We start from the raw sequence: 22,035 nt of genomic DNA, 5'->3' as shown, positions 1-22,035 counted from the left end.
ACAGGGCAACCTTGGACCCGCCTCTACACTAGCGCGGTGACCCGCCTGTCCCGCCCGCAGCGCCTTCTGCTCCAGCTCGCCGTCCTGGCGACGCTGCTGATGGTGCTTGCGCCGCTGGTCAGCCGCGCGCTGCAGGCGCCGCCGATGGACCACACCGCAATGGCGGGCATGGACCACGCCGCCATGGGCCATGGCATGCACGACATGACCATGGCCGGGCACGACCCGCATGGCGCTTCGCAGGCAGCACCCAACCGCCCAGCCGACCCCCACGCCATGCATGGCGAAGCCTGCGAATACTGCGTGCTGGCCATGCGCCTGCTGCCGTGGCTGGCGGTGCTGGTGCTGCAGTTGCCGCTGCTGTGGCGGCCGCGCCTGGTGTTCCCGTGGTCGCAACAGGTGCTGCCGGCACTGCGCTGGCCGGCGCATGCCGCACGTGGACCACCACGCTCCTCCATCGTCCGCTGATGTCCCTATCGAATCTGCCGCACGACGCCTGACCGGGCGCCGTGCGCGCGTGCGTACCTTGGAGCTGTTCCGATGAAAATGACTTCCCGCCCCGCGGGCGCCTGCGCGCGCCTGCCGGTTGCCCTTGGCCTGGCCGTGGCCGCGTCACTGGCCCACGCTGCGCCTGCCGAAGAAGCGCGCACCCTCGACACGATGGTGGTCACTGCCGCCGCGCCTTCGTCGCCACTGCACTGGGTGACCGATCCGCGCCTGCCGCGGCAGCCGGTCCCCGCCAGTGATGGCGCCGATTACCTGAAGACCGTGCCTGGCTTCTCCGCCATCCGCAACGGCGGCACCAACGGTGACCCGGTGCTGCGCGGCATGTTCGGTTCGCGCCTGAACATCCTCAGCAACGATGGCAACCTGATCGGTGCCTGCCCGTCGCGCATGGACAATCCGCTTTCCTATATCGCGCCGGAGAGCTTCGACCGGCTGACCATCATCAAGGGCCCGCAGAGCGTGCGCTGGGGCGCAGGTGCCTCGGCCGGCACCATCCGTTTCGAGCGCGATACGCCGCGCTTCGAGGAACCCGGTCTGCGTGCCGATGCCAGTGGACTGGTCGGCTCGCGCAACCGCAACGACCAGGTGCTGGACCTGACGCTGGGCAATCCGGCCGGTTACGTGCGTGCCAGCGGCAATCGCTCGGAAGCGGACGACTACAAGGATGGTCATGGTGACGTGGTGCCGTCGAAGTGGCGCAAGTGGAACGGCGACGTGGCCATCGGCTGGACGCCGGACGCCGATACGCTGCTGGAAATCTCCGCCGGTGCCGGCGATGCCATCGCGCGTTACGCCGGGCGTGGCATGGACGGCGCCGCGTTCGAGCGCACCAGCTACGCGGCACGCTTCGAGAAGCGCAACCTGCCGGGCGCGTGGGAAACGTTGCAGGCCAACGTGTACTACAACGAAGCCGACCATGTGATGGACAACTACACGCTGCGCACGCCGAATCCCAACAGCATGATGCCCATGCCGATGGCTTCGAATGTGGACCGCCGAACCCAGGGCGGCCGGGCCAGTTCCGAGTGGCGCTGGCAGGAGGTGCAGCTGGTGGCCGGTGTGGACGGTGAGGACAGCCGCCACCGTGGCCGCAACGGCATGGGCCGCGGTACTTACCGCCAGGCCGCGTGGCAGACCGATGCGAACTTCCACCGCTATGGCGTGTTCACCGAGTTGACCCTGGGTGCCGGCACGGACCAGCGCTGGATCAGTGGCCTGCGCATCGACCGTGCCAGCGCCCGCGATGAGCGGCAATCGATCGGCGGCATGATGGGCAACCGGCCCAATCCCAGCGCCGGGCAGACGCGCAAGGAATGGCTCGGCAGCGGGTTCCTGCGCTACGAGCAGGACCTTGCCGACGGCCTGACCTGGTACGCCGGCCTCGGCCACAGTGAACGCATGCCCGACTACTGGGAACTGTTCTCGCCCGATCATGGCCCGTCGGGCGCAGTGAACGCGTTCACCGGCGTGCAGCCCGAGCGCACCACCCAGCTCGACGTGGGCCTGCAGTTCAAGGGACCGCGCGTACAGGCGTGGGTTTCGGCGTACGCCGGGCAGATCCAGGACTACATCCTGTTCACCTACCATGGCAGCGGCATGATGGGCATGAGCCAGGCCAACAACGTCGATGCGCGCATCGCCGGTGCCGAAGCCGGGCTGGAAGTGAGCCTGGCTGCGCAGTGGAAGCTGGGTGGCACGCTGGCCTATGCCTGGGGCGAGAACCGCGACCAGCAGCGTCCGCTGCCGCAGATGCCGCCGTTGGAAGCGCGCCTGAGCGCGAACTGGGAAGGCCAGCGCTGGAGTGCCGGTGCGCTGCTGCGCGCGGTGACCCATCAGCATCGTGTCGCAGATGGACAGGGCAACGTGGTCGCGCAGGACCTGGGGCCGAGTGCCGGCTTCGCTACCTTCGCGCTCAATGCCGCTTACCGCTTCAGTTCGCAGCTGCAGCTCAGTGCGGGCGTCGACAATCTGTTCGACCGTGCCTACGGCGAGCACCTGAACCTGGCCGGCAGCGCCGACTTCGGCTTCCCGGCCGACCCGGTGCGCATCAACGAGCCCGGGCGCAGCCTGTGGATGAAGGTGAACTACCGGTACTGATCGGCCGGGTAAAAAAAACGGGGCCGGATCCCCGCCAGGATCCGTCCCCGCCCGACGCCCTCTGTCGGGCAGCTTCGACTCTACGATGACAACGCCTGCGGCGCACGGCGGGATACACCTCGACACATGCCGACACCGCTGCTGCGAGCCTTGCACGGAACAGGTTCACGGCGCTATCGCGCCGCCGGTGCCACGCCAGTAAACGCTTGGCACATATCGCTTCCACGGGTGCTTGCCTACACTCGGCGGCCGTGGATCTATCAGGACCGTTCATGTTGGCTCGCATTGCTTCGACCCTGGCCCTTGGCCTCAGCCTGGCCCTTCTGGCCGGGTGCGGGGGCAAACAGGAGGCCGCCGCCCGTCGGCAGGGCGAAGCGGTGCCGGTGACCGCGCAGGTCGTGCAGTCCTCGCAGTGGAATGACACGCTGCAGGCGCTGGGCACGGCCAAGGCGCGCGAGTCCATCAGCGTGACGGCCAAGGTCAGCGAAATCGTCGAGAAGGTGCACTTTGAAAGTGGCCAGCAGGTGGCCGCCGGTGCGCCGATCGTGACCCTGCGCGGGCAGGCCCAGGAGGCCGCGCTGGTGCAGGCGCAGGCCACCTTCCACGAAGCCGACCAGCTGTACAGGCGCCAGCGCGAGCTGGCCTCCCAGCGGCTGGTGTCCAGCGCCACCCTGGATACGCAGAAGTCGATCCGCGATGCGGCCGAGGCGCGCGTGATGCAGATGCAGGCCGACATCGGTGACCGCCGCGTGCGCGCGCCGTTCGCTGGCGTGCTCGGCATCCGCCAGGTCAGCCCCGGCTCGCTGGTGACCCCGACCACGGTCATCGCCACGCTCGATGACATCGAGCACATGCACGTCGATTTCCAGGTGCCGGAAGTAGAACTGGCTGCGCTGGGCGTCGGTGACAAGGTCAGCGCCACCAGCGTGGCGTGGCCGGGCCGCACCTTCGAGGGTGAGGTCAGCACCATCGATGCGCGCATCGATCCGGTCACCCGTGCGGTGACCGTGCGCGCCGACTTCGCCAACGGCGATCATGCGCTGCGCCCGGGCATGCTGCTGGACGTGCGGCTGTTCCGCCCCGAGCGCCCGGCGCTGGTGGTCCCGGAAATCGCCGTGGTGCAGGTCGGCCGCGATACCTTCGTGTACCGCGTCAAGGCCGACGACAGCGTCGAGCGCGTGGACGTGGTCACCGGTGCGCGCCGCGCCGGCGTGGTCGAGATCAAGCAGGGGCTGGAAGCGGGCCAGCGCATCGTGGTTGATGGCACCGGCAAGCTGCGCCCGGGCCTGAAGGTCGCGGCCAGGGATGCGGCACCGGCCAGCGGCGCGAAACCGGATGCCGCGCCGGCACCGGCCGCGGCCGAGGGGCACGGCGGATGAAACTGTCCGACATCTCCATCCAGCGGCCGGTGTTCGCCGTGGTGATGAGCCTGCTGCTGCTGGTGCTGGGCGTGATGTCCTTCACCCGCCTGACCCTGCGCGAGCTGCCTGCCATCGACCCGCCCATTGTTTCGGTGTCGGTGGATTACACCGGTGCCTCGGCGGCGGTCATCGAAAGCCGCATCACCCAGGTGCTGGAAGATGCGCTGGCCGGCATCGAAGGCATCGATACGATCAACGCGCGCAGCACCAACGGCCGCTCGCAGGTCAGCATCGAGTTCACCTCCAACCGCGATATCGAAGCGGCGGCCAACGACGTGCGCGATGCGGTCAGCCGCGTCGCCGACCGCATGCCGGAAGAAGCGCGGCCGCCGGAAATCGCCAAGGTCGAAAGCGATGCCGACCCGATCATCTGGTTCAACATGGTCTCTTCGACCATGGACACGCTGGAACTGAGCGATTACGCCGACCGCTATGTGGTCGACCGCTTCTCCAGCCTCGACGGCGTGGCCCAGGTCCGCATCGGCGGCCGCCAGCGCTATGCGATGCGCATCTGGCTGGACCGCGACCAGCTGGCCGCACGTGGGCTGACCACCGGCGACGTGGAAACCGCACTGCGCAACGAGAACGTGGAACTGCCGGCCGGCCGCATCGAGTCGACCGACCGTGATTTCACCCTGCGCGTGGAGCGCAACTACATCAAGCCCGAGGATTTCGCGACCATCCCGCTGGGCAAGGGCCGCGACGGCTACGTGGTGCGCATGGGCGACGTGGCGAAGATCGAACTGGCCTCGGCCGAGCGCCGCGCCTACTACCGCAGTAACGGCGAGCCGGGCATCGGCCTGGGTATCGTCAAGACCTCCACCGCCAACTCGCTGGACGTGGCGCGCACCGCGCGCGCTGAAGCCGAGCGGGTTGCACTGACCCTGCCCAAGGGCACGCAGATCTTTGTTGCGTTCGACAACACCACCTTCATCGAAGCCGCCGTTGACCGCGTCTACGCCACGCTGGTGGAGGCAATGATCCTGGTGCTGGCGGTGATCTGGCTGTTCCTCGGCAGCTTCCGTGCCGCACTGATTCCGGCGGTGACCGTGCCGGTCTGCCTGGTGGCCGCGTTCATCGCACTGTACGCGTTCGACTTCTCGATCAACCTGCTGACCCTGTTGGCACTGGTGCTGTGCATCGGCCTGGTGGTGGACGATGCGATCGTGGTGGTGGAAAACGTGCAGCGCCGCATCGACCTGGGCGAGCCCCCACTGGTGGCCTCCAAGCGCGGTACCACGCAGGTTGCCTTCGCGGTGATCGCCACCACCGCCGTGCTGGTGGCGGTGTTCCTGCCGGTCGGTTTCCTGGAAGGCAATACCGGGCGCCTGTTCCGCGAGCTGGCGGTGGCGCTGGCGGCAGCGGTGGCGCTGTCCGCATTCGTAGCGCTGACGCTGACGCCGATGATGGCGTCCAAGCTGCTCAAGCCGCACACAGGGCAGGCACCACGTGGCCTGCATGGCTTCATCAACCGCAATCTGGAGCGCCTGGCCTCGGGCTATGGCCGCGTGCTCGACCACCATGTCGACCGCACCTGGATCTACCTGCTGGTGATGGTGGCCGCACTGGCTGCCAGCTGGGGCCTGCTCAAGCTGCTGCCGTCGGAACTGGCGCCGGCCGAAGACCGCGGTTCGTTCCAGATCATGATCGACGGCCCGGAAGGCGCCGGCTACGACTACACCGTGCAGCAGGTGCAGCAGGTAGAAGCGCTGCTGGCGCCGCATGTCGGCCCGGACAAGCCGATCGTGCGCGCCAACCCGCGCGTGCCGGGCGGCTGGGGTGCCAGCGAGGAGATGCACACCGGCCGCGTCAGCATCTTCCTGCAGCCGTGGCGCCAGCGCAGCGAGGGGACGCCTGAAGTGGCCGACGCGCTGCAGAAAGAACTGGACACCATCCGCGGCGTGCGCGTGCGCACGCAGGTGGGCGGTGGCCTGGTGCGCAGTGGCGGGCAGCCGTTCCAGATCGTGCTGGGCGGCCCCGAATATGCCGAGATCGCGCAGTGGCGCGACCGCATCCTGCTGCGCATGGCCGACAATCCCGGCCTGGTCGGCCCCGACTCGGACTACAAGGAAACCCGGCCGCAGATGCGGGTGAACATCGACCGCCAGCGCGCGGCCGACCTCGGCGTGCCGGTCACCGCGATCGGATCGGCGCTGGAAACCATGATGGGTTCGCGCCGCGTCACCACCTTCGTCGACAACGGCGAGGAGTACGACGTGCTGGTGCAGGCCGGGCGCGATGGCCGTGCCAGCCCGGCCGACCTGGCCGCGATCCGCGTGCGTGCCACCTCCGGCGAGCTGGTGCCGCTGTCCAACCTGGTCACGCTGAGCGAAGTGGCCGAGGCCGGAACCCTGAACCGCTTCAACCGACTGCGCTCGATCACCATCAGTGCCGGCCTGGCGCCAGGCTATCCGTTGGGCGAGGCCATTGCCTGGGCACAGAACGTGGCCCGGGAAGAGCTGCCGCAGTACGCACAGGTGAACTGGAAGGGTGAGTCGCGTGAGTACCAGAGTGCCGGCGGTGCGGTGCTGCTGACCTTCGCGATGGCCCTGCTGGTGGTGTACCTGGTGCTGGCCGCGCAGTTCGAAAGCTTCATCCACCCGCTCACCATCATGCTGACCGTGCCGCTGGGTGTGCTCGGTGCGCTGGTCGGCCTGTGGGTGAGTGGCGGCACGGTGAACCTGTTCAGCCAGATCGGCATCGTGATGCTGGTTGGCCTGGCCGCGAAGAACGGCATCCTCATCGTCGAATTCGCCAACCAGCTGCGCGATGACGGGCGCACGGTGCGCGAGGCGATCATCGAATCGGCGATGGTGCGCCTGCGCCCGATCCTGATGACCTCGATCGCCACCGTGGTCGGCGCGATCCCGCTGGTGGTCGCCGGTGGCCCCGGCTCGGCCAGCCGTGGCACGATCGGCATCGTGATCATCTTCGGCGTAACCCTTTCGACCTTCCTGTCGCTGTTCGTGGTGCCGGCGTTCTACGCACGGCTGGCCCCGTACACCCGCTCGCCGGAAGCGGTGAAGCGCGAGCTGGAGAAGCAGGAAGCGGAATCACCGTCGGTGGGTGGCCATGCCTGACCCGACCACCGTGCTGCGAGGTGAAGGCTTCCAATTGCGCCCCTGGCGCCCGGATGATCTGGAATCGCTGCTGCACCACGCCAACGACGCCGAGGTGTCGCGGGGCCTGCGTGATCGCTTTCCGTACCCGTACACGCGCGGGGATGGCGAGGCCTTCCTCGCCGGCCGCGTGCTGGCTCCCGGCACCCTGAACCTGGCCATCGAGATAGACGGCCAGGCCTGCGGCAGCGTCGGTGCCCAGCAGGGCGTGGCCGAGCGTGGGCATACCGCCGAACTGGGTTACTGGCTGGGCCGGGCCTACTGGGGCCAGGGCCTGATGACCCGGGTGGTCGGTGTGTTTGCGCCTTGGGTGATGGACGAGCTGCGCCTGTTCAGGCTGCAGGCCACGGTGGTCGACTTCAATCTCGGCTCGGCCCGGGTGCTGGAGAAGAACGGCTTCCAGGAAGAGGGCGTGGAGCGCTGCGCGGTCTACAAGCGCGGCGCGCTGCACGACCTGCGCCGCTTCGCCCGGGTACGCACGCAGCTGCCCTGAACGCGCGGGCTGGCCGCTGTAGCGCCGAGCCCATGCTCGGCTGATTCCGGGGCCCAAGCCGGGCATGGACTCGGCGCTACACGACAGCGCTACCGCAGCGGCCTTCGATCAGGGAGAATCGACCGGTCCCCTCCAGCCGACGGGACGTCCTTACAACCCGCCGACTGGAGAGAGCGCGCGTGGAAGCAACCGTACACTTCATCAACAGCATCATCTGGAGCAAGGCACTGATCTTCGTGTGCCTGGGCGCCGGCCTGTTCTTCAGCCTGCGCACGCGCTTCATGCATATCCGTGGCTTCTTCGAAATGTGCCGCCTCACCGTCAGGGGTGAGAAATCCGACGCCGGCGTGTCCTCGTTCCAGGCCCTGGCCATGTCGATGGCCGGCCGCATGGGCATCGGCAATATCGCCGGCGTGGCCACCGCCATCGCCTTCGGCGGCCCCGGGGCGATCTTCTGGATGTGGGTGATGGGCTTCCTCGGCGCGTCCACCTCGTACGTGGAATGCACCCTGGCGCAGATCTACAAGACCAAGGACGCAGAAGGCCGCTACCGCGGTGGCCCGGCGTACTACATCGAGAAGGCGATGGGCCTGAAGTGGTATGCGCTGGCCTTCGCCATCGCCACGATCATCGCCGCAGGTTTCCTGATGCCGGGCGTGCAGGCCAATGCCATCGCCGACAGCATCATCAACGCCTGCCGTGGCACCGCGCTGTGCGGGCCGCTCGACGGCCAGGCCTTCGGCATGGAATCGGTGCAGGCGCTGAAGCTGGGCATCGGCATCGTGGTCGCGCTGCTGCTGGGCGTGGTGATCTTCGGTGGCGTCAAACGCATCGCCAACTTCGCCGAAGTGGTAGTGCCGTTCATGGCTGCCGGTTTCATCCTGATGGCCATCATCATCATGGTCATCAACTACGACCGCGTGCCGGAAATGTTCGGCATCATCTTCCAGAGTGCCTTCGGCACGCATGCCGCATTCGGCGCCATGATGGGCCTGGCCGTGGAGTGGGGCATCAAGCGCGGCATCTACGCCAACGAAGCCGGCCAGGGTTCGGGCCCGCATGCAGCGGCCGCCTCGGAAGTCTCGCACCCGGCCAAGCAGGGCTACGTGCAGGCCTTCGCCATCTACTTCGACACCATGATGGTGTGCACCGCCACCGCGTTCCTGATCCTGGCCAGCGGCACCTACAACGTGTACTCGCCGGCAGGTGCCAGCGCACCGCCGATCTTCCAGGGCCTGGCCGGTATTCCCGAAGGCGCCGGTTACGCCCAGGCCGGCGTGGAAGCGGTGCTGCCGGGCTGGGGTTCGGCATTCGTGTCCATCGCCATCTTCTTCTTCGCCTTCACTACCATCATGGCGTACTACTACATGGCCGAGACCAACCTCAGCTATGTAAACCACAACAGGAAGCGCCCGCTGACGGTGCTGGTGCTGCGCCTGGGCATCATCGGCATGGTGGTGTTCGGCGCGTTCCACAATGCCACCCTGGCCTGGGCGCTTGGCGACATCGGCGTGGGCCTGATGGCCTGGCTGAACATCATTGCCATCCTCATCATCCAGAAGCCGGCGATGCTGGCCCTGCGTGACTACGAACGACAGAAGAAGCTGGGCCTGGATCCGGTGTTCGACCCTGATGCCCTGGGCATTAAGAACGCCGATTTCTGGCGCCAGCGCAAGCAGGAGAGTGTGTAAGTGAACAACCCTTGGAACAACCGCCGCCCGTCCGCCCGTCCGCCGCGCGCAACGCCGTTGCCGCGCCCGGAGGTGCCGGCCACGGGCGGTGGTGGGCGCGGTGGCAGCGATGAGCTGCGTCTGTACGGCCTGAATGCCGTGCTGGCCGCGTTCGAAGCGCGGCCACAGGCGCTGCGCAAGCTGTACCTGCTGGAGGCGCGCATTCCGCGCCTGCAGCCGCTGCTGAAGTGGTGCGTGGCCAACCGCGTGGGGTATCGCGTGGTTGAAGACGGCGATCTGAACAAGCTTGCCGGCACCACCCACCACGAAGGCGTGGTGGCCGATGTGCTGCGCGCACCGGCGCTGCCGCTGGCGCACTGGCTGGAGCAGGTCGGCGACGGCCCGGCGCTGGCGCTGTGGCTTGATGGCGTGGGCAACCCGCACAACCTCGGTGCGATCCTGCGCTCGGCCGCACACTTCGGCGCCAAGGCGCTGCTGCTGCCGGCCAGCAGCACGCTGGCGCTGTCCGGTGCCGCCGCGCGCGTGGCCGAGGGCGGTGCAGAAGCGGTGCCGCTGGTGCAACTGCCGGAGACCGCTCAGGCAATGGCACAACTGCGCGCAGCCGCTTTTGGCCTGGCCGCAACCCTGGTCGAGGGCGGTGATGACGTGTTCCGCGCGTCCCTGCCAGACCGGCTGGTGTACGTGATGGGCGCCGAAGGCGAGGGCATGGACCGTGGCCTGGCGAGCCAGTGCGATCTGCAGGTCTCGATCCCCGGCAGCGGCGCGGTGGAAAGCCTGAATGTTGCTTCCGCCACGGCCGTGCTGCTGGCGCAGTGGGCGAGCAGCCGCGGCTGAGTGACGCCCGGTGGGTGCGAACCCTGGTTCGCACCGCTCTTCCCGCCGCAAGCGCCGGGCATGGCCCGGCGCTACCGCATCATTCGTTCGGCGGCGTGGTCGCCTTGGCCTCGCTGCCGAAGCTGCCGTCGGCTTCCGCCGCCAGGAACGCGAACACCGTATATGCGGCCACGTTCTGTGCCAGTGCCTTCGGGTCGATCTTGTCCAGCGTGTCGTCGGCGGTGTGGTGCAGGTGGAAGTAGTCCGAGCCATCCTGCGCCAGCCACGCCCACGCACCGCCCTTGGCGGCCAGCGGGCCGACGTCCGGGCCCGGGCCACCCTTGTCGGCCTGGTACTCGATGCCCAGCGGCTTCATTACTTCGGCAATCTGCTTCGTCGCTTCACGTGAGCCGTCCGGATTCGGCGAACCGGTATTGAAGGCGTAGATGCGGCCTGCGCCGAAGTCGCTCTCGGCGGCCAGCTGGTGCAGGGCTACGTCCTTCGCGTGCGCTTCGGCATAGGCCTTGCCGCCATACAGGCCCTGTTCCTCGTTGGCGAAGGCGATCACGCGGATGGTGCGCTTCGGCGCCTGCTTCAGCTGGCCGATCAGGTGGCCTGCGGCCATGGTGATGCCCACGCCCGCGCCGTCATCCACCGCGCCGGTGCCCAGGTCCCACGAATCCAGGTGACCACCGATCACCACCACTTCCTTCGGCAGGCTGCGGCCGGTGATCTCGCCGATCACGTTGTAGGAGGTGGCGGTGCCGTCCCAACCGCAATCCAGTGCCAACTTTACGGTGGTGCTGCCACGCGCCAGCAGGCGGGCCAGCTGGTCGGCATCGGGCACCGACAGCGCGGCCGACGGCACTGGGGTCAGGCCCTCATCGAAACGGGTGATGCCGGTGTGGGGCACGCGGTGCGAGTCGGTACCGGCCGAGCGCATCAGGAAACCGACCGCGCCCTTGCGGATGGCTTCGGACGGGCCCTTGCTGCGGATCGCACCGCCGCGGCCGTAATCGCGGCCATCGCGGAACGGCAGCATCTGGTAATCGACGAAGGCGATCTTGCCCTTCAGCGAACCGGCCGGTGCGGCCTGCAGCGCGGCCAGGTCGGCAAAGCGCACCACTTCGGCTTCAACGGTGCCGCCCGGGCTGCCGCCCAGCGCAGTGATCTGCAGCGGCTGCGGATTTTTGCCGGTCACCGCGGCGTGTTCACTGCGGCGCTCCCACTTCGGGAAGGTCACCGGTTCCTTCCACACCTTGTCGAAGCCCAGTGCCTTGAACTTGGCTTCGGCCCAGGCCACGGCGCGGGCGTCAGCCTCGCTGCCGGCAATGCGCGGGCCGATCTCGGTGGTGAGCGATTCGACCACCTTCCAGCCGGTGTCATCGGCCAAGGCCTGGTCGCGCAGCTGTGCGGCGGTGGCCAGCGACGCCGGGGGCAGGGTAGTGGTGTGCGGCGCCGCGAAGGCCGGGGCGGCCAGCAGGGCGAGGGAGGATGCGATGGCAAGGACGCGGCGACGCATGGACAACTCCGGGAAGGGACCTAAGCCTTGGAGCTTAACAGTCGTTCAGCCCGGCGCATGGGTGGGAGGTCATGGCAGGCGCGGATGCTGTTTTCCGCCAGATGCAGCAAAGCGAAAGCCCCGCCGGGGCGGGGCTTTCGTGCAGTCGCGGTCGTGCCGGCCGCTGGCCGGCTCCCGCATGTCCCGATGTTGCCGGCCAGCGGCCGGCACTACCGTTCTGCGGCCTTATTTCTTCAGGCTGTCGCGGATCTCGCGCAGCAGCACCACTTCCTCGGCCGGTGCGGCCGGTGCAGCTTCCTTCTTGCGAGACAGGCGGTTGATCGCCTTGACCACGATGAAGATCGCGAAGGCCACGATCACGAACTGGATCAGGGTGTTGATGAAATCACCGTAGCCGATCACCACTGCCGGAATCTCCTTGCCGTCCGGGCCGATCCGGGCCGGCGACAGCGTCCACGCCAGCTGCGAGAAGTCCACCTTGCCGATCAGCAGGCCAAGCGGCGGCATGATGATCTTCTCGACCAGCGCCGTTACGATCTTGCCGAAGGCCGCGCCGATCACCACGCCGACGGCGAGGTCGATGACGTTGCCGCGCATGGCGAATTCCTTGAACTCGGTGAGCATTCCCATTGTTGTTTTTCTCCGGTGGGGGAAGTGGACAGCGCGCAGGGTAGCGCAGGTGATGTCAGCCGGCGATCACACCGTGGCGCTCGGCCACGTTTTCCAGGCGGGCACTGAAGCGGTCGCCGGGCTTCAGTGCGGCCACACCGGACGGGGTGCCCATGAACACCAGGTCGCCGGCACGCAGCTGCCACAGCTTGGACAGCTCGTGCAGGATCTCCGGCACGTTCCAGATCATCTGGTCCAGCAGCGCCTGCTGGCGCACCTCGCCGTTGACCTCCAGCGACAGGTTCAGCGCAGCCAGGTCGCCGACTTCTTCGGCGTGGACGATTTCGCTGATCGGCGCGGAGGCATCGAACCCCTTCGCGGCATCCCAAGGATGGCCCTTGTCCTTGGCGGCGGCCTGCAGGTCGCGGCGGGTCAGGTCCAGGCCCACGGCGTAGCCGTAGACCAGTGCATCGGCATCGGCCACGGCCAGCTCACCGGCAGGCGCATCGCGGCCGATCGCCACCACCAGTTCCACTTCGTGGTGCAGGTTGGCAGTCGCCGGCGGGTAGGGGATGGCATCGTCGTGGCCGACCACGATCGCATCGGCCGGCTTGCTGAAGAACATCGGGCGGCCGCGGTCATCGGCCGCCGACACCGCTGCGCCCATTTCGCGGGCGTGGTCGGCGAAGTTGCGGCCGACGCAGTAGATGCGGTGCACGGGGAAACTGCCGCCACCGGCTACCGGCACACGCGGCAGGGCTACGGCAGGGATCACATCGGAGACATCGGACATGCGGACATCCAGGAAGGGCGTGCCCGCAGTCTAGAACGCATGGCGCCCGCCGTCAGCGGGCGCGGAAGGCCTGGATCAGCGCGAGGCCGGCAACACCGGCTTGCGCACCACGCGGTACTCACCCTCGACCACCGTCGGGTCCACCGGACGCGCGGCGCCCGGCTTGCGCGAGGCCAGCAGCTTCCATGCCAGGCCAACCAGGATCATCGCGGCACCGACGAACACACCGATGAACACCATCGCGGCCAGGATCGCCAGGCCGAGCAGGCCCACGGCAACGCGCACCAACGGATGGCGCGGCTTGCGCGGCGCGAACAGGGTGCGGAACTGGTTGAAGGCGGATGCGCGATTGAACATGGCGGCTCGATAGGCTGGGATCAGCGAAACCAGAGTATCGGGAGGCGCCACTGTCATTGAGTGAAAAACTCGTTAAGTATAGCCTGTGCTTATTACGGATCAATGACTTGTGTTCATGTCGCAGCCAGTCACCTGAGCAGGCATGCGACAATTCCGGTTTACCGTCCGAGCTTTCGCCATGACTATCGCTGCTGCCCTGATCGCCCTTGATGCCATTGCCGATGGCGCGTTTGCCGAGGTCGAAGCGGTGATCGATGGCGATGCCGAATCGCTGGTGCTGTACCGCGACGGCGCGCAGGTGCGCGCATTCCTGAACATCTGCCCGCACGCCGGCCGTCGCTTGGACTGGGCCCCGGGCCAGTTCCTGAAGAGCCGCGAGGGCCACCTGGTGTGCGCCGCGCATGGCGCCTCGTTCACGCTGGACAGCGGCGACTGCATTGCCGGCCCGTGCAAGGGCGACCGCCTGCGTGCGGTGCCGGTGGACGTGCGCGACGGGCAGGTTTACCTGGCTTGAGGCAACCGGTGTGCGAACCAAGGTTCGCACCCACAGGCTCAATGGGTATCCACATCAATGGGTATCCAGAGATTCATCCACGCATGGCGTGGATCTACGGTGTCGACCAAGTCGACAGCTACCAGAGCGAGATCGGTGCCGACCAACGGTCGGCACCCACCACCAGCCGCGTGAAACTGTCGAAGGCGGGGTGGGTCCGGTTGCGGGGGTGTCCGCGGCATGGATGCCGCGGCCAAGCCCCCACGGACGGGTTTACGGCGTCCCCCGCAACCGGACCCACCCCGCCATCCCACGGAATGCCAGCCTTTGACGTTGACGTTGACGTTGACGTTGATTCTGCGGGTGCAGGGCGCAGCCCTGCCAACAAACCCAACCCTCAGAACATCAGGTTGATCATCAACACCACCACGCAGGTGTAGATCAGCGACAACGGTCCGCCGACCCGCCACATCTCGCGCGGGGTGTAATTGGCCGGGCCGGTGATCATCGAAATCACCGGGTTGGAGGCCGTCATCAGGTTGTTGGACGCCGACAGCGCCACGATCAGCGCGAACGCGGTCGGGTTGCCGCCCGCCGCCAGTGCCAGGTTCACCGCGATCGGTACCATCACGATGGTCGCGCCCACATGGCTGATCACCAGCGAGAACGCCGTGGTCAGCAGTGCCAGCGCCACCTCCAGCACCCACACCGGGATGCCGGTGGGCAGCTTGTCGATGGTGTGGCCGGCCACCCATGCCGCCGCACCACTGGAGTCCATCGCCCATCCGAGCGGGATCAGCCCGGCCATCATGAACACCGTTTTCCAGTTGATCGAGGCATACGCCTCGTCCATGCGCAGCACGCCGGTCAGCAGCATGCCGGCCACGCCGGTCATCAGCGTCAGCGCGACCGGCAGCTTGCTGGTCAGCGCGATCAGGATGGTCAACGCGAAGATCGCCATCGCAATCTTGAACTTGTGCGGGCGCTGCTCGCCGGTCGGATAGTCGGTCACCACCACGAAGTCGCGGCTCTTGGCCGCCTGTGCCAGGTCGGTCCAGATGCTGTGGAAGACCAGCATGTCGCCTGCACGCAACTGCACGTCGCGCACGTCCTCGCGGATCACCTGCTTGTCGCGGTTGATCGCCAGCAGGCTGATGCCACGCTCCTTGCGCAGGCGCAGGTCGGCCGCGCTCTTGCCGATCACGTTCGAGGTCGGCGGTACCACCGCCTCGGAAATACCGGCGCGGCTCGGGTTGAACAGGTCACCCAGGTGCTTCAGGCGCGAAGACATGCGCAGGAACTGGTTCTGCGCGAAATCGTTGATCTGCTGGCGCGGGCCCATCGCACCGAGCACGCTGCCTACCCAGATGCGCATCTCCGCCGGCGGCGCCAGGCGGGTGTCATTACCGGTTTTCAGGGCCAGCAGCAGCGGGGCGTCGTGCAGGTTCTCGGCCTCGCCCAGGGTCATGCCCACCAGCGGACTTTCCGCGCTGACCACCAGCTCGAACACATCGCCTTCGATGCCATAGGTCTTGGCGAAGTAGCTCTCGGTGCGTGCTGGGGTGACCCCGTCGTTGACCAGGGTTTCTTCCTCGATCAGCTTGCGGTCGCCATAGTAGCGGAAGTACAGCAGCGAGGCGATCAGCAGTGCCACGCCAATCGGCAGCGGCGCGAACATGCGCAGCGGCTCGATGGTGGCCAGGCCGGAAGGCAGGTTGTTGTTGGCCGAGGCCAGCAGATCGTTCAGCAGGATCAGCGGCGAATTGCCGACCATGGTCAGCGCACCGCCCATCACGATCGCCGCCGAGATCGGCAGCAGCAGGCGCTGCATCGTCAGCCCGGTGCGCGCTGCCAGTCGCGAGGCGACCGGCAGATACAAGGCCATCACCGACGGGTTCTGCATGAAGGACGAGTTCAGGCCGGCGATGGCGGTGGTCATCATCAGCAGCCGCTGTTCGACGCCGTGGCCGCGCCGCAGCAGCCATGCGGCCAGCCGGTTCAGCGCCCCGGTGCGGTCCAGGCCCGCACCGAGGATGGTGGTGGCGATGATGCTCATCACCGCGTTACCGGAGAAACCGCCGAAGATCTCCTCCGGCGCGATCAGGCCGGTGACACCGAGTACCACCAGCACCACCAGCGCGACCACGTCGGCGCGGATGCGCTCGAACAGGAACATCGCCATCGTGAAGCCGACCAGCCCGAGCACGAGCTTCATGTCGTTGGTCAGCGTCAGCGCGGTATCCATGTGGGGCGCGGCGTCCTCAGGCGATCATCAGGTGCGGTCGTACAGCAGGTCCCAGACGCCGTGGCCGAGTTTCCGGCCGCGGGTCTCGAAGTGGGTCTGCGGGCGCCAGTCCGGACGCGGCACGCTGCCACGCGGGCCGGCGCGGTTGACCAGGCCGGCAGTCGCGTCAAGCACGTCCCACATCTGCTCGGCGTAGTCTTCCCAGTCGGTGGCGCAGTGCAGGCGGCCACCCGGGCGCAGCTTGCGCACCAGCAGCTCGGCAAATGCCGGCTGCAGCAGGCGGCGCTTGTTGTGGCGCTTCTTGTGCCACGGGTCCGGGAAGTAGATGCGCACTTCATCGAGCGCGCCATCGGCGATCTCGTTCTGCAGCACTTCCACCGCGTCATGGTGGTACAGGCGCACGTGGTCGGCATTGTCCTCAGCCAGCGCGTTCAGCAACCGGCCCACGCCGGGGGCGTGCACTTCGATGCCGATGTAGTCGCGCGACGGATCGTGCTGGGCGGCGAAGCGCAGCGCGGCACCGTTGCCGAAGCCGATTTCCAGCACCTTGTGTGCCGGGCGGCCGAAGGTGGCATCCAGGTCACGCGGCTGGCCGGTGTAGTCGAGGCCGAAGCGCGGCCAGCGTTCGTCGAACGCGCGCTGCTGGGCGGGGGTGAAACGTCCCTGGCGCAACACGAAGCTGCGCACCTCGCGGCGGCCCTCGCTTACGGTGAAGGGCTTGGGTGGGGCCTTGGAGCCGGCGCTGTCAAAAGGATTGGTCATCAGCCGATCAGCCCGTCCACCGGAGAGGATGCGCTGGCGTAGCGCTTGCGCGGGATGCGCCCGGCCAGGAAAGCCTCGCGGCCGGCCTCGACTGCCTTGCGCATGGCAGTGGCCATCAGCACCGGGTTGCGCGCACCGGCAATGGCGGTGTTCATCAACACGCCGTCGCAGCCCAGTTCCATCGCGATCGCCGCATCCGACGCGGTGCCCACGCCGGCATCAACAATGATCGGCACCTTGGCGTCTTCGATGATCTGCAGCAGGTTGTACTTGTTCTGGATGCCCAGGCCCGAACCGATCGGCGCGGCCAGCGGCATCACTGCGGCGCAGCCGATCTCTTCCAGGCGCTTGGCCAGGATCGGGTCGTCGGAGGTGTAGACCATCACCTCGAAGCCGTCCTTGACCAGCTGCTCGGCGGCCTTGAGGGTCTGCACCACGTCCGGGTACAGGGTCTTCTGGTCGCCCAGCACTTCCAGCTTGGTCAGGTTGAGGCCGTCCAGCAGCTCACGGGCCAGGCGGCAGGTACGCACCGCGTCTTCGGCGGTGTAGCAGCCAGCGGTGTTGGGCAGGATGGTGAAGCGCTCCGGTGGCAGCACGTCCAGCAGGTTCGGCTCGCCCGGGTTCTGCCCGATGTTGGTGCGGCGGATGGCCACGGTGACGATCTGGGCGCCAGCAGCCTCGGTGGCCAGGCGGGTTTCTTCCAGGTCCTTGAACTTGCCGGTGCCGGTGAGCAGCCGCGAGCCATAGGTCTTGCCGGCGATCACCAGCGAATCGGGGGAGACATGAACGTTCATGGCGCGATTATCGCCTATCCGCCTGAAGATGGGATCACGCAATGGCGTGCCGGCCGTAGATCGGCATGGGTAGTGCCGGCCGCTGGCCGGCAAACCCGGACAGGCCTCAGCCCCCACCCAGCGCGTGCACGATCTCGACAATGTCGCCTTCAGCCAGGACATGCTCGCGATGGCGGCTGCGGCTGACGATCTCGCCGTTGACCTCCACTGCCACCCGGCGCTGCAGCAGCTGCTCGGCCTCGAGCAGGTCGTGAAGGGTCGCCGAGGCGGGCAGGGTGCGGGATTCGCCGTTGAGCTGGATGTTCATGCCTGCATTGTCGCTTATAGCCCTTCGTGATCGGAACGTTTGCAATTTGATCGGGGCGCCAGCTCCAGCACAGCAGGCTTCGGCGTGCTCAGGCGACAATCCATGCGGCGGCGCAGCGTGAGCAAACGGCGGCCCGGTGAAACCATTGACCGTGCGCCGGCGTACGTGTGCCGGATTCCAACCTATTTACCCCACAGGAGTTCCTAGATGCAGCTCAGCAAACACCCGATCCGCTCCCTGATGGCGGCTGCGATCGCACTCGCCGCGCTGCCGGCCATGGCAGGCGAAAGTCCGTATTCCAAGGCCGTGTTCTTCGGCGACAGCCTCACCGACGCCGGCTATTTCCGGCCGCTGCTCGATCCGGGCGTGCAGCCGGTCACCGGCCAGTTCACCACCAACCCGGGTTGGGTGTGGGCACAGCAGGTCGCCAACTACTACGGCCTCAACGGGGGTGCCAATGGCAACGGCCAGAGTGGCGACAACTACGCCGTGGGCGGTGCCCGGGTATCGGTGGACGAGGCCGGTGGCCTGGGCGTGATTCCGTCGCTGAAGTCGCAAGCAACCCGCTACCTTGCCGCGAACGGTGGCAAGGCTGACGGCAACGCCCTGTACACCGTATGGGGAGGCGCCAATGATCTGTTTGCGGCCACCCGTGCGGCGGCAGGTGGCGCGTCGCAGGCCCAGGTGCAGGGCATCATCGGCGCAGCGGTCACCGACCAGATCGCGCTGGTAGGTGCGCTGAAACAGGCTGGTGCCCAGTACGTGCTCGTACCGAACCTGCCGGATGTGGGCATCACCCCGCAGTTCCGCGGCCCCAATGCCGCCGCCGCCACCGCACTGTCGGCCGGCTACAACAAGGCGCTGTACGGTGGCCTGAAGCAGGCAGGCATCGAGTTCATTCCGCTCGATACCTTCAGCATCCTGCGCGAAGTGACTGCCAATCCGGGCATGTACGGCTTCACCAACGTCACCAGCACTGCCTGCAGGATCGATCCGAACAACTCCACCGCCAGCATCATCGGCTGCAACCCGACCAGTTACGTCAGCCCGGATGCAGCCAACACCTACCTGTTCGCCGACGGCGTGCATCCGACCACCGCCGGCCATCAGCTGCTGGGCCAGTATGCTGTCTCGGTGCTGGAAGGCCCGCGTCTGCAGCAGGTGCTGAGCCACTCGGCCCAGACCATCGGCCGTTCGCGTGCCGACCAGGTCAGCATGCACCTGGGTGGTCGCCCGGCCGATGGCCTGTCCTGGTGGGGCGGCGTGCGCGGTGACCTGCAGCGTTATGACCATGCCGACCTGTACGACGGCCTGGCGCCCGCCGGCCTGTTCGGTATCGACTGGGCACGCGACGGCATGGTGTTCGGCGGCTTCGCCGGCTTCGGCCGCCTCAACGCAGACTTCGGCAACAGCCGTGGCGACTTCACCCAGAAGGACACCACTGCCGGTCTGTTCGCCGGCTGGTATGGTGACCGCATCTGGATCAATGGCCAGGTCAGCTACACCTGGCTGTCCTATGACGTGAACCGCAAGGTCCAGCTGGGCCCGGCCACTCGTGAGCACGGCGGTTCGCCGGACGGCAGCAACCTGACCGCCGCGCTGAACGCCGGCTACGAGTTCGGCACCGAAGGCGGTTTCCGCCACGGCCCGATTGCTTCGGTGATCTGGCAGAAGGTGAAGATCGATGGCTACACCGAAAGCGCTGCGGCCGGCACCCTGGCCACCGCACTGGGCTACGACCGCCAGAACGTCGATTCGACCGTCGGCCGCATCGGCTGGCAGGCCCGCTTCGATGGCGGCACTGTCAAGCCGTACGCGCAGGTGACCTACGACCACGAGTTCGAAGACACCAAGCAGGCCAGCGCATGGCTGCAGACCCTGCCGGAACTGGGCAGCTATCGCGTGCCGGGCCTGAACTTCGACAAGAACTACGCCACCGTGGTGCTGGGTGCCCGTACCGAGCTGTTCGGCCTGCAGAGCAACTTCGGCCTGAGCGCTTCGGCCGGGCAGAAGCGTGCCCAGGACGCGACGCTGTTCGCCAACTTCAGCGGCAGCTTCTAAGCAGAAACCAGGCGGGGCCGGATCCCTTTCGGGAACGAAGGGGATCCGGCCCCGCTCTGATGCGGGGGCACCATTGCGCAACACCGGCCCCAGCGCATAGACTTTCCACCGCAACGCGGGCGTAGCTCAATGGTAGAGCTGTAGCTTCCCAAGCTACTGACGTGGGTTCGATTCCCATCGCCCGCTCCAATCAACACCGAGATCCGCGCTAAGTGTCTGGAGGCGCGAGGGTTTTTGGATTGGATAACGGCCTCTCAAACGACCTTCCTGGGTATCGTTTGAGGTATCGCCAAACATGCCAAAGCCATTGCTTTTGGCCAGACCAAGCGGGGTCTATGCCCGTTTTCTCGTCCCGAAAGACTTGCGAGCATTGGTTGGCTCGCGCTTCCTCGTTCGTCCGTTGCACGCTCCCTTCGGAGACGTGGCCAGGCTGGTCGCTGCCCGCATGGGCATGGCACTCTCTCAGGCATTCCAAGCATTGAGACAGGGGCAGGCGGTGGACATCGACGAGGTGTTACGCAGGGTGCGGCGGAATGGTGTTCAGCAGCTGATCTTGAAAGGGATCACGTTCCCCAACGGCGCGGGCGTGACTGAGGTGGAGATCAAAACGCCGGAAGACATGGCGTTCTGGCGCGAGACCCTCGAAAAGATGGCCAGCGCCGATCCAGTAGAAAGCATCGGCCTGCTTCCTGAGCATTTTCTGCTCAAGCAGCAGGAGGCGCATGCGAAGAGGGAGGCGACAGGTCGTTCGGTTGGACTGTCACTGTCTAAGGCCATCGAAAACCACCTGACGGATTTGACCAACGCGAAGTTGCAGCCAAAGACGGTTCTGGAGAGCCGTCACACGTTGCGATTGTTTGCTGGCGTGGTAGGGGAAGATCTGCCTGTGTCCGAGCTTTCGCAAGGTCACGTGCGCGAGTTCTTCAGCGCAATTCGATGGTGGCCTTCGAATGCATCCAAGCGGCCTGCTTACCGAGGAATGCCGGTGCTGGAGGTGATGGCCCTGGCAAAGGCCAACGATGAGCCCGAGCCGGCCGCCTGGACCATCAAAAAGCACCGCCAGCGTCTGTCGGTGTTCTTTATCTCCTTGGTCGAGGCCAAGCGAGTGGAGGTCAATCCATTGGCAGGCGTTCGAGCGGTGGCGACCCCGGACGAAGAAGACAGGGGATCTCCCTTCACCGACAGCGAGTTGGGCGCCATTTTTGGAAGCGCGTTTGTTCCCTGAGCGTCGAAGTATCCGCATCGGTGGTTTGGTCCGATGCTCGGGCTCTACAGCGGTGCACGGGTCAACGAAGTAGCTCAGTTGCAAGTGGATGACATCGCAACGGTCGATGGCGTTCCCGGATTCTACGTCCGGGTGGTGGCCAGGGGCCAACGGATCAAGGGCAAGCACTCGCGCCGTTTTATTCCCTTGGCGCAACCCGTGCTGGAGGCCGGGTTCCTGGACTACGTGGAGGAGGCTAAGGCCGCAGGCCATGTGCAGTTGTTCCCCAATCTACCGAACAGCACCGGCCTGGGATTTGGCAGGCAGCTGTCACGCCAGTTTTCCACCTACATCAAGCGGCAAGGCGTCGAGGAAAAGGGGCAGGGCTTTCACGGTTTTCGCCACACCTTGGCCGATCGCCTCGACGCCGCGGGTGCGTCGCCAGCGGCCATCGGCGCGGTCACCGGCCATGCTGCGGGGCAAACGGTTTTGGAGAAGCACTACATTCACCGCTCCACCCTGCCGGACCGCGTGGCGACGTTGGGCAGGTTCTCGCCTCCGGTTGTGTTGCCCCGCTATCAACCGGGGCAGTTTGACTTGGCGTTGCGCTCGGCCGAGCAGAAGCTGCGGGAAGTTGGTCGGCGTGGAGGAAAGAAAAAGGCCCCCAGGTGAGCGGGGGCCTTCCTGAAGCTGCACTGGAACTTCTACTCACTTACTGGCGTTGGCGGTGAGCAGAGCGGTTACCGC

Annotated in this window: 17 protein-coding genes, 1 tRNA gene and 1 pseudogene; 11 read left to right on the top strand and 8 right to left on the bottom strand. The window is 66.7% G+C overall.

Features of this window, described 5'->3' with window-relative positions; translation table 11 throughout:
- Window positions 1–36: 36 nt before the first annotated feature.
- The 7 genes from ROV95_RS20765 to ROV95_RS20735 all read left to right on the top strand — a co-directional run bounded on the left by ROV95_RS20765 (window position 37) and on the right by ROV95_RS20735 (window position 10,162).
- Window positions 37–468, top strand: a complete 432-nt coding sequence (locus ROV95_RS20765) for a DUF2946 domain-containing protein (RefSeq protein WP_312546216.1) — start codon at window positions 37–39, stop codon at window positions 466–468.
- A 72-nt stretch (window positions 469–540) separates the two neighbouring features.
- Window positions 541–2,604 carry a TonB-dependent copper receptor gene (locus ROV95_RS20760; protein WP_312546214.1) on the top strand — a complete coding sequence of 688 codons (2,064 nt, stop codon included), beginning with the start codon at window positions 541–543 and terminating at the stop codon, window positions 2,602–2,604.
- Window positions 2,605–2,876: 272 nt separating this feature from the next.
- Complete coding sequence (locus ROV95_RS20755) at window positions 2,877–3,983, top strand: efflux RND transporter periplasmic adaptor subunit (protein WP_312546212.1); 1,107 nt, start codon at window positions 2,877–2,879, stop codon at window positions 3,981–3,983.
- Window positions 3,980–7,105, top strand: coding sequence for an efflux RND transporter permease subunit (locus tag ROV95_RS20750; RefSeq protein ID WP_111098279.1), 3,126 nt, complete (start codon window positions 3,980–3,982; stop codon window positions 7,103–7,105). Before ROV95_RS20755 ends, ROV95_RS20750 begins: the two co-directional genes overlap by 4 nt.
- Window positions 7,098–7,637 carry a GNAT family protein gene (locus ROV95_RS20745; RefSeq protein WP_134731277.1) on the top strand — a complete coding sequence of 180 codons (540 nt, stop codon included), beginning with the start codon at window positions 7,098–7,100 and terminating at the stop codon, window positions 7,635–7,637. Before ROV95_RS20750 ends, ROV95_RS20745 begins: the two co-directional genes overlap by 8 nt.
- Window positions 7,638–7,816: 179 nt before the next feature.
- Entirely contained in the window at window positions 7,817–9,328 is a 1,512-nt protein-coding gene (locus ROV95_RS20740; RefSeq protein WP_312546210.1) for an alanine/glycine:cation symporter family protein, read from the top strand.
- Entirely contained in the window at window positions 9,329–10,162 is an 834-nt protein-coding gene (locus ROV95_RS20735; protein ID WP_312546208.1) for a TrmH family RNA methyltransferase, read from the top strand. It abuts the gene before it with no gap.
- Between the two features lie 79 nt (window positions 10,163–10,241).
- Here ROV95_RS20735 and ROV95_RS20730 read toward each other — a convergent pair whose 3' ends face one another.
- The 4 genes from ROV95_RS20730 to ROV95_RS20715 form a co-directional block, all read right to left on the bottom strand.
- The gene (locus ROV95_RS20730; RefSeq protein WP_312546206.1) at window positions 10,242–11,663 is read right to left on the bottom strand and encodes a M28 family peptidase; all 1,422 of its coding nucleotides are present in this window, start codon (window positions 11,661–11,663) and stop codon (window positions 10,242–10,244) included.
- A gap of 225 nt (window positions 11,664–11,888) precedes the next feature.
- A complete protein-coding gene (gene mscL, locus ROV95_RS20725) occupies window positions 11,889–12,293 on the bottom strand; it encodes a large-conductance mechanosensitive channel protein MscL (RefSeq protein ID WP_019660191.1) in 405 nt (134 codons plus the stop codon).
- A 55-nt stretch (window positions 12,294–12,348) separates the two neighbouring features.
- Window positions 12,349–13,065, bottom strand: coding sequence for a fumarylacetoacetate hydrolase family protein (locus ROV95_RS20720; protein ID WP_312546205.1), 717 nt, complete (start codon window positions 13,063–13,065; stop codon window positions 12,349–12,351).
- A gap of 75 nt (window positions 13,066–13,140) precedes the next feature.
- On the bottom strand, window positions 13,141–13,422 hold the full coding sequence (locus ROV95_RS20715; RefSeq protein WP_019660189.1) for a hypothetical protein: 282 nt from the start codon (window positions 13,420–13,422) through the stop codon (window positions 13,141–13,143).
- 178 nt (window positions 13,423–13,600) lie between these two features.
- On the opposite strand from ROV95_RS20715, the gene ROV95_RS20710 reads away from it, so the two are divergent.
- On the top strand, window positions 13,601–13,936 hold the full coding sequence (locus ROV95_RS20710) for a Rieske (2Fe-2S) protein (RefSeq protein ID WP_019660188.1): 336 nt from the start codon (window positions 13,601–13,603) through the stop codon (window positions 13,934–13,936).
- Between the two features lie 376 nt (window positions 13,937–14,312).
- On the opposite strand, the gene ROV95_RS20705 is transcribed toward ROV95_RS20710, so the two are convergent.
- The 4 genes from ROV95_RS20705 to thiS all read right to left on the bottom strand — a co-directional run bounded on the left by ROV95_RS20705 (window position 14,313) and on the right by thiS (window position 18,023).
- Window positions 14,313–16,160 carry an SLC13 family permease gene (locus ROV95_RS20705; RefSeq protein ID WP_019660187.1) on the bottom strand — a complete coding sequence of 616 codons (1,848 nt, stop codon included), beginning with the start codon at window positions 16,158–16,160 and terminating at the stop codon, window positions 14,313–14,315.
- Window positions 16,161–16,187: 27 nt separating this feature from the next.
- Window positions 16,188–16,922 (bottom strand): tRNA (guanosine(46)-N7)-methyltransferase TrmB, encoded by a 735-nt coding sequence (trmB, locus tag ROV95_RS20700; protein WP_312546202.1) that lies wholly within the window; start codon window positions 16,920–16,922, stop codon window positions 16,188–16,190.
- Window positions 16,922–17,716 carry a thiazole synthase gene (locus ROV95_RS20695; protein ID WP_312546201.1) on the bottom strand — a complete coding sequence of 265 codons (795 nt, stop codon included), beginning with the start codon at window positions 17,714–17,716 and terminating at the stop codon, window positions 16,922–16,924. Before ROV95_RS20695 ends, trmB begins: the two co-directional genes overlap by 1 nt.
- Before the next feature lie 106 nt (window positions 17,717–17,822).
- Window positions 17,823–18,023 (bottom strand): sulfur carrier protein ThiS, encoded by a 201-nt coding sequence (gene thiS, locus ROV95_RS20690; protein ID WP_312546199.1) that lies wholly within the window; start codon window positions 18,021–18,023, stop codon window positions 17,823–17,825.
- A gap of 240 nt (window positions 18,024–18,263) precedes the next feature.
- Here thiS and ROV95_RS20685 point away from each other — a divergent pair, with 240 nt between their 5' ends.
- The 3 genes and pseudogenes from ROV95_RS20685 (at window position 18,264) to ROV95_RS20675 (ending at window position 21,960) form a co-directional block, all read left to right on the top strand.
- Window positions 18,264–20,084 carry an autotransporter domain-containing esterase gene (locus ROV95_RS20685; RefSeq protein WP_026347045.1) on the top strand — a complete coding sequence of 607 codons (1,821 nt, stop codon included), beginning with the start codon at window positions 18,264–18,266 and terminating at the stop codon, window positions 20,082–20,084.
- A gap of 115 nt (window positions 20,085–20,199) precedes the next feature.
- Window positions 20,200–20,273 (top strand) — tRNA-Gly (locus ROV95_RS20680).
- A 106-nt stretch (window positions 20,274–20,379) separates the two neighbouring features.
- Window positions 20,380–21,960: pseudogene (locus ROV95_RS20675) on the top strand (site-specific integrase).
- Window positions 21,961–22,035: the final 75 nt, after the last annotated feature.

This window comes from Stenotrophomonas maltophilia group sp. msm1 (genome assembly GCF_032025805.1).
Classification (GTDB): domain Bacteria; phylum Pseudomonadota; class Gammaproteobacteria; order Xanthomonadales; family Xanthomonadaceae; genus Stenotrophomonas; species Stenotrophomonas hibiscicola.
Note: the sequence above shows the minus strand (reverse complement) of the source record. Positions and strands in the feature narration are given on the sequence as shown.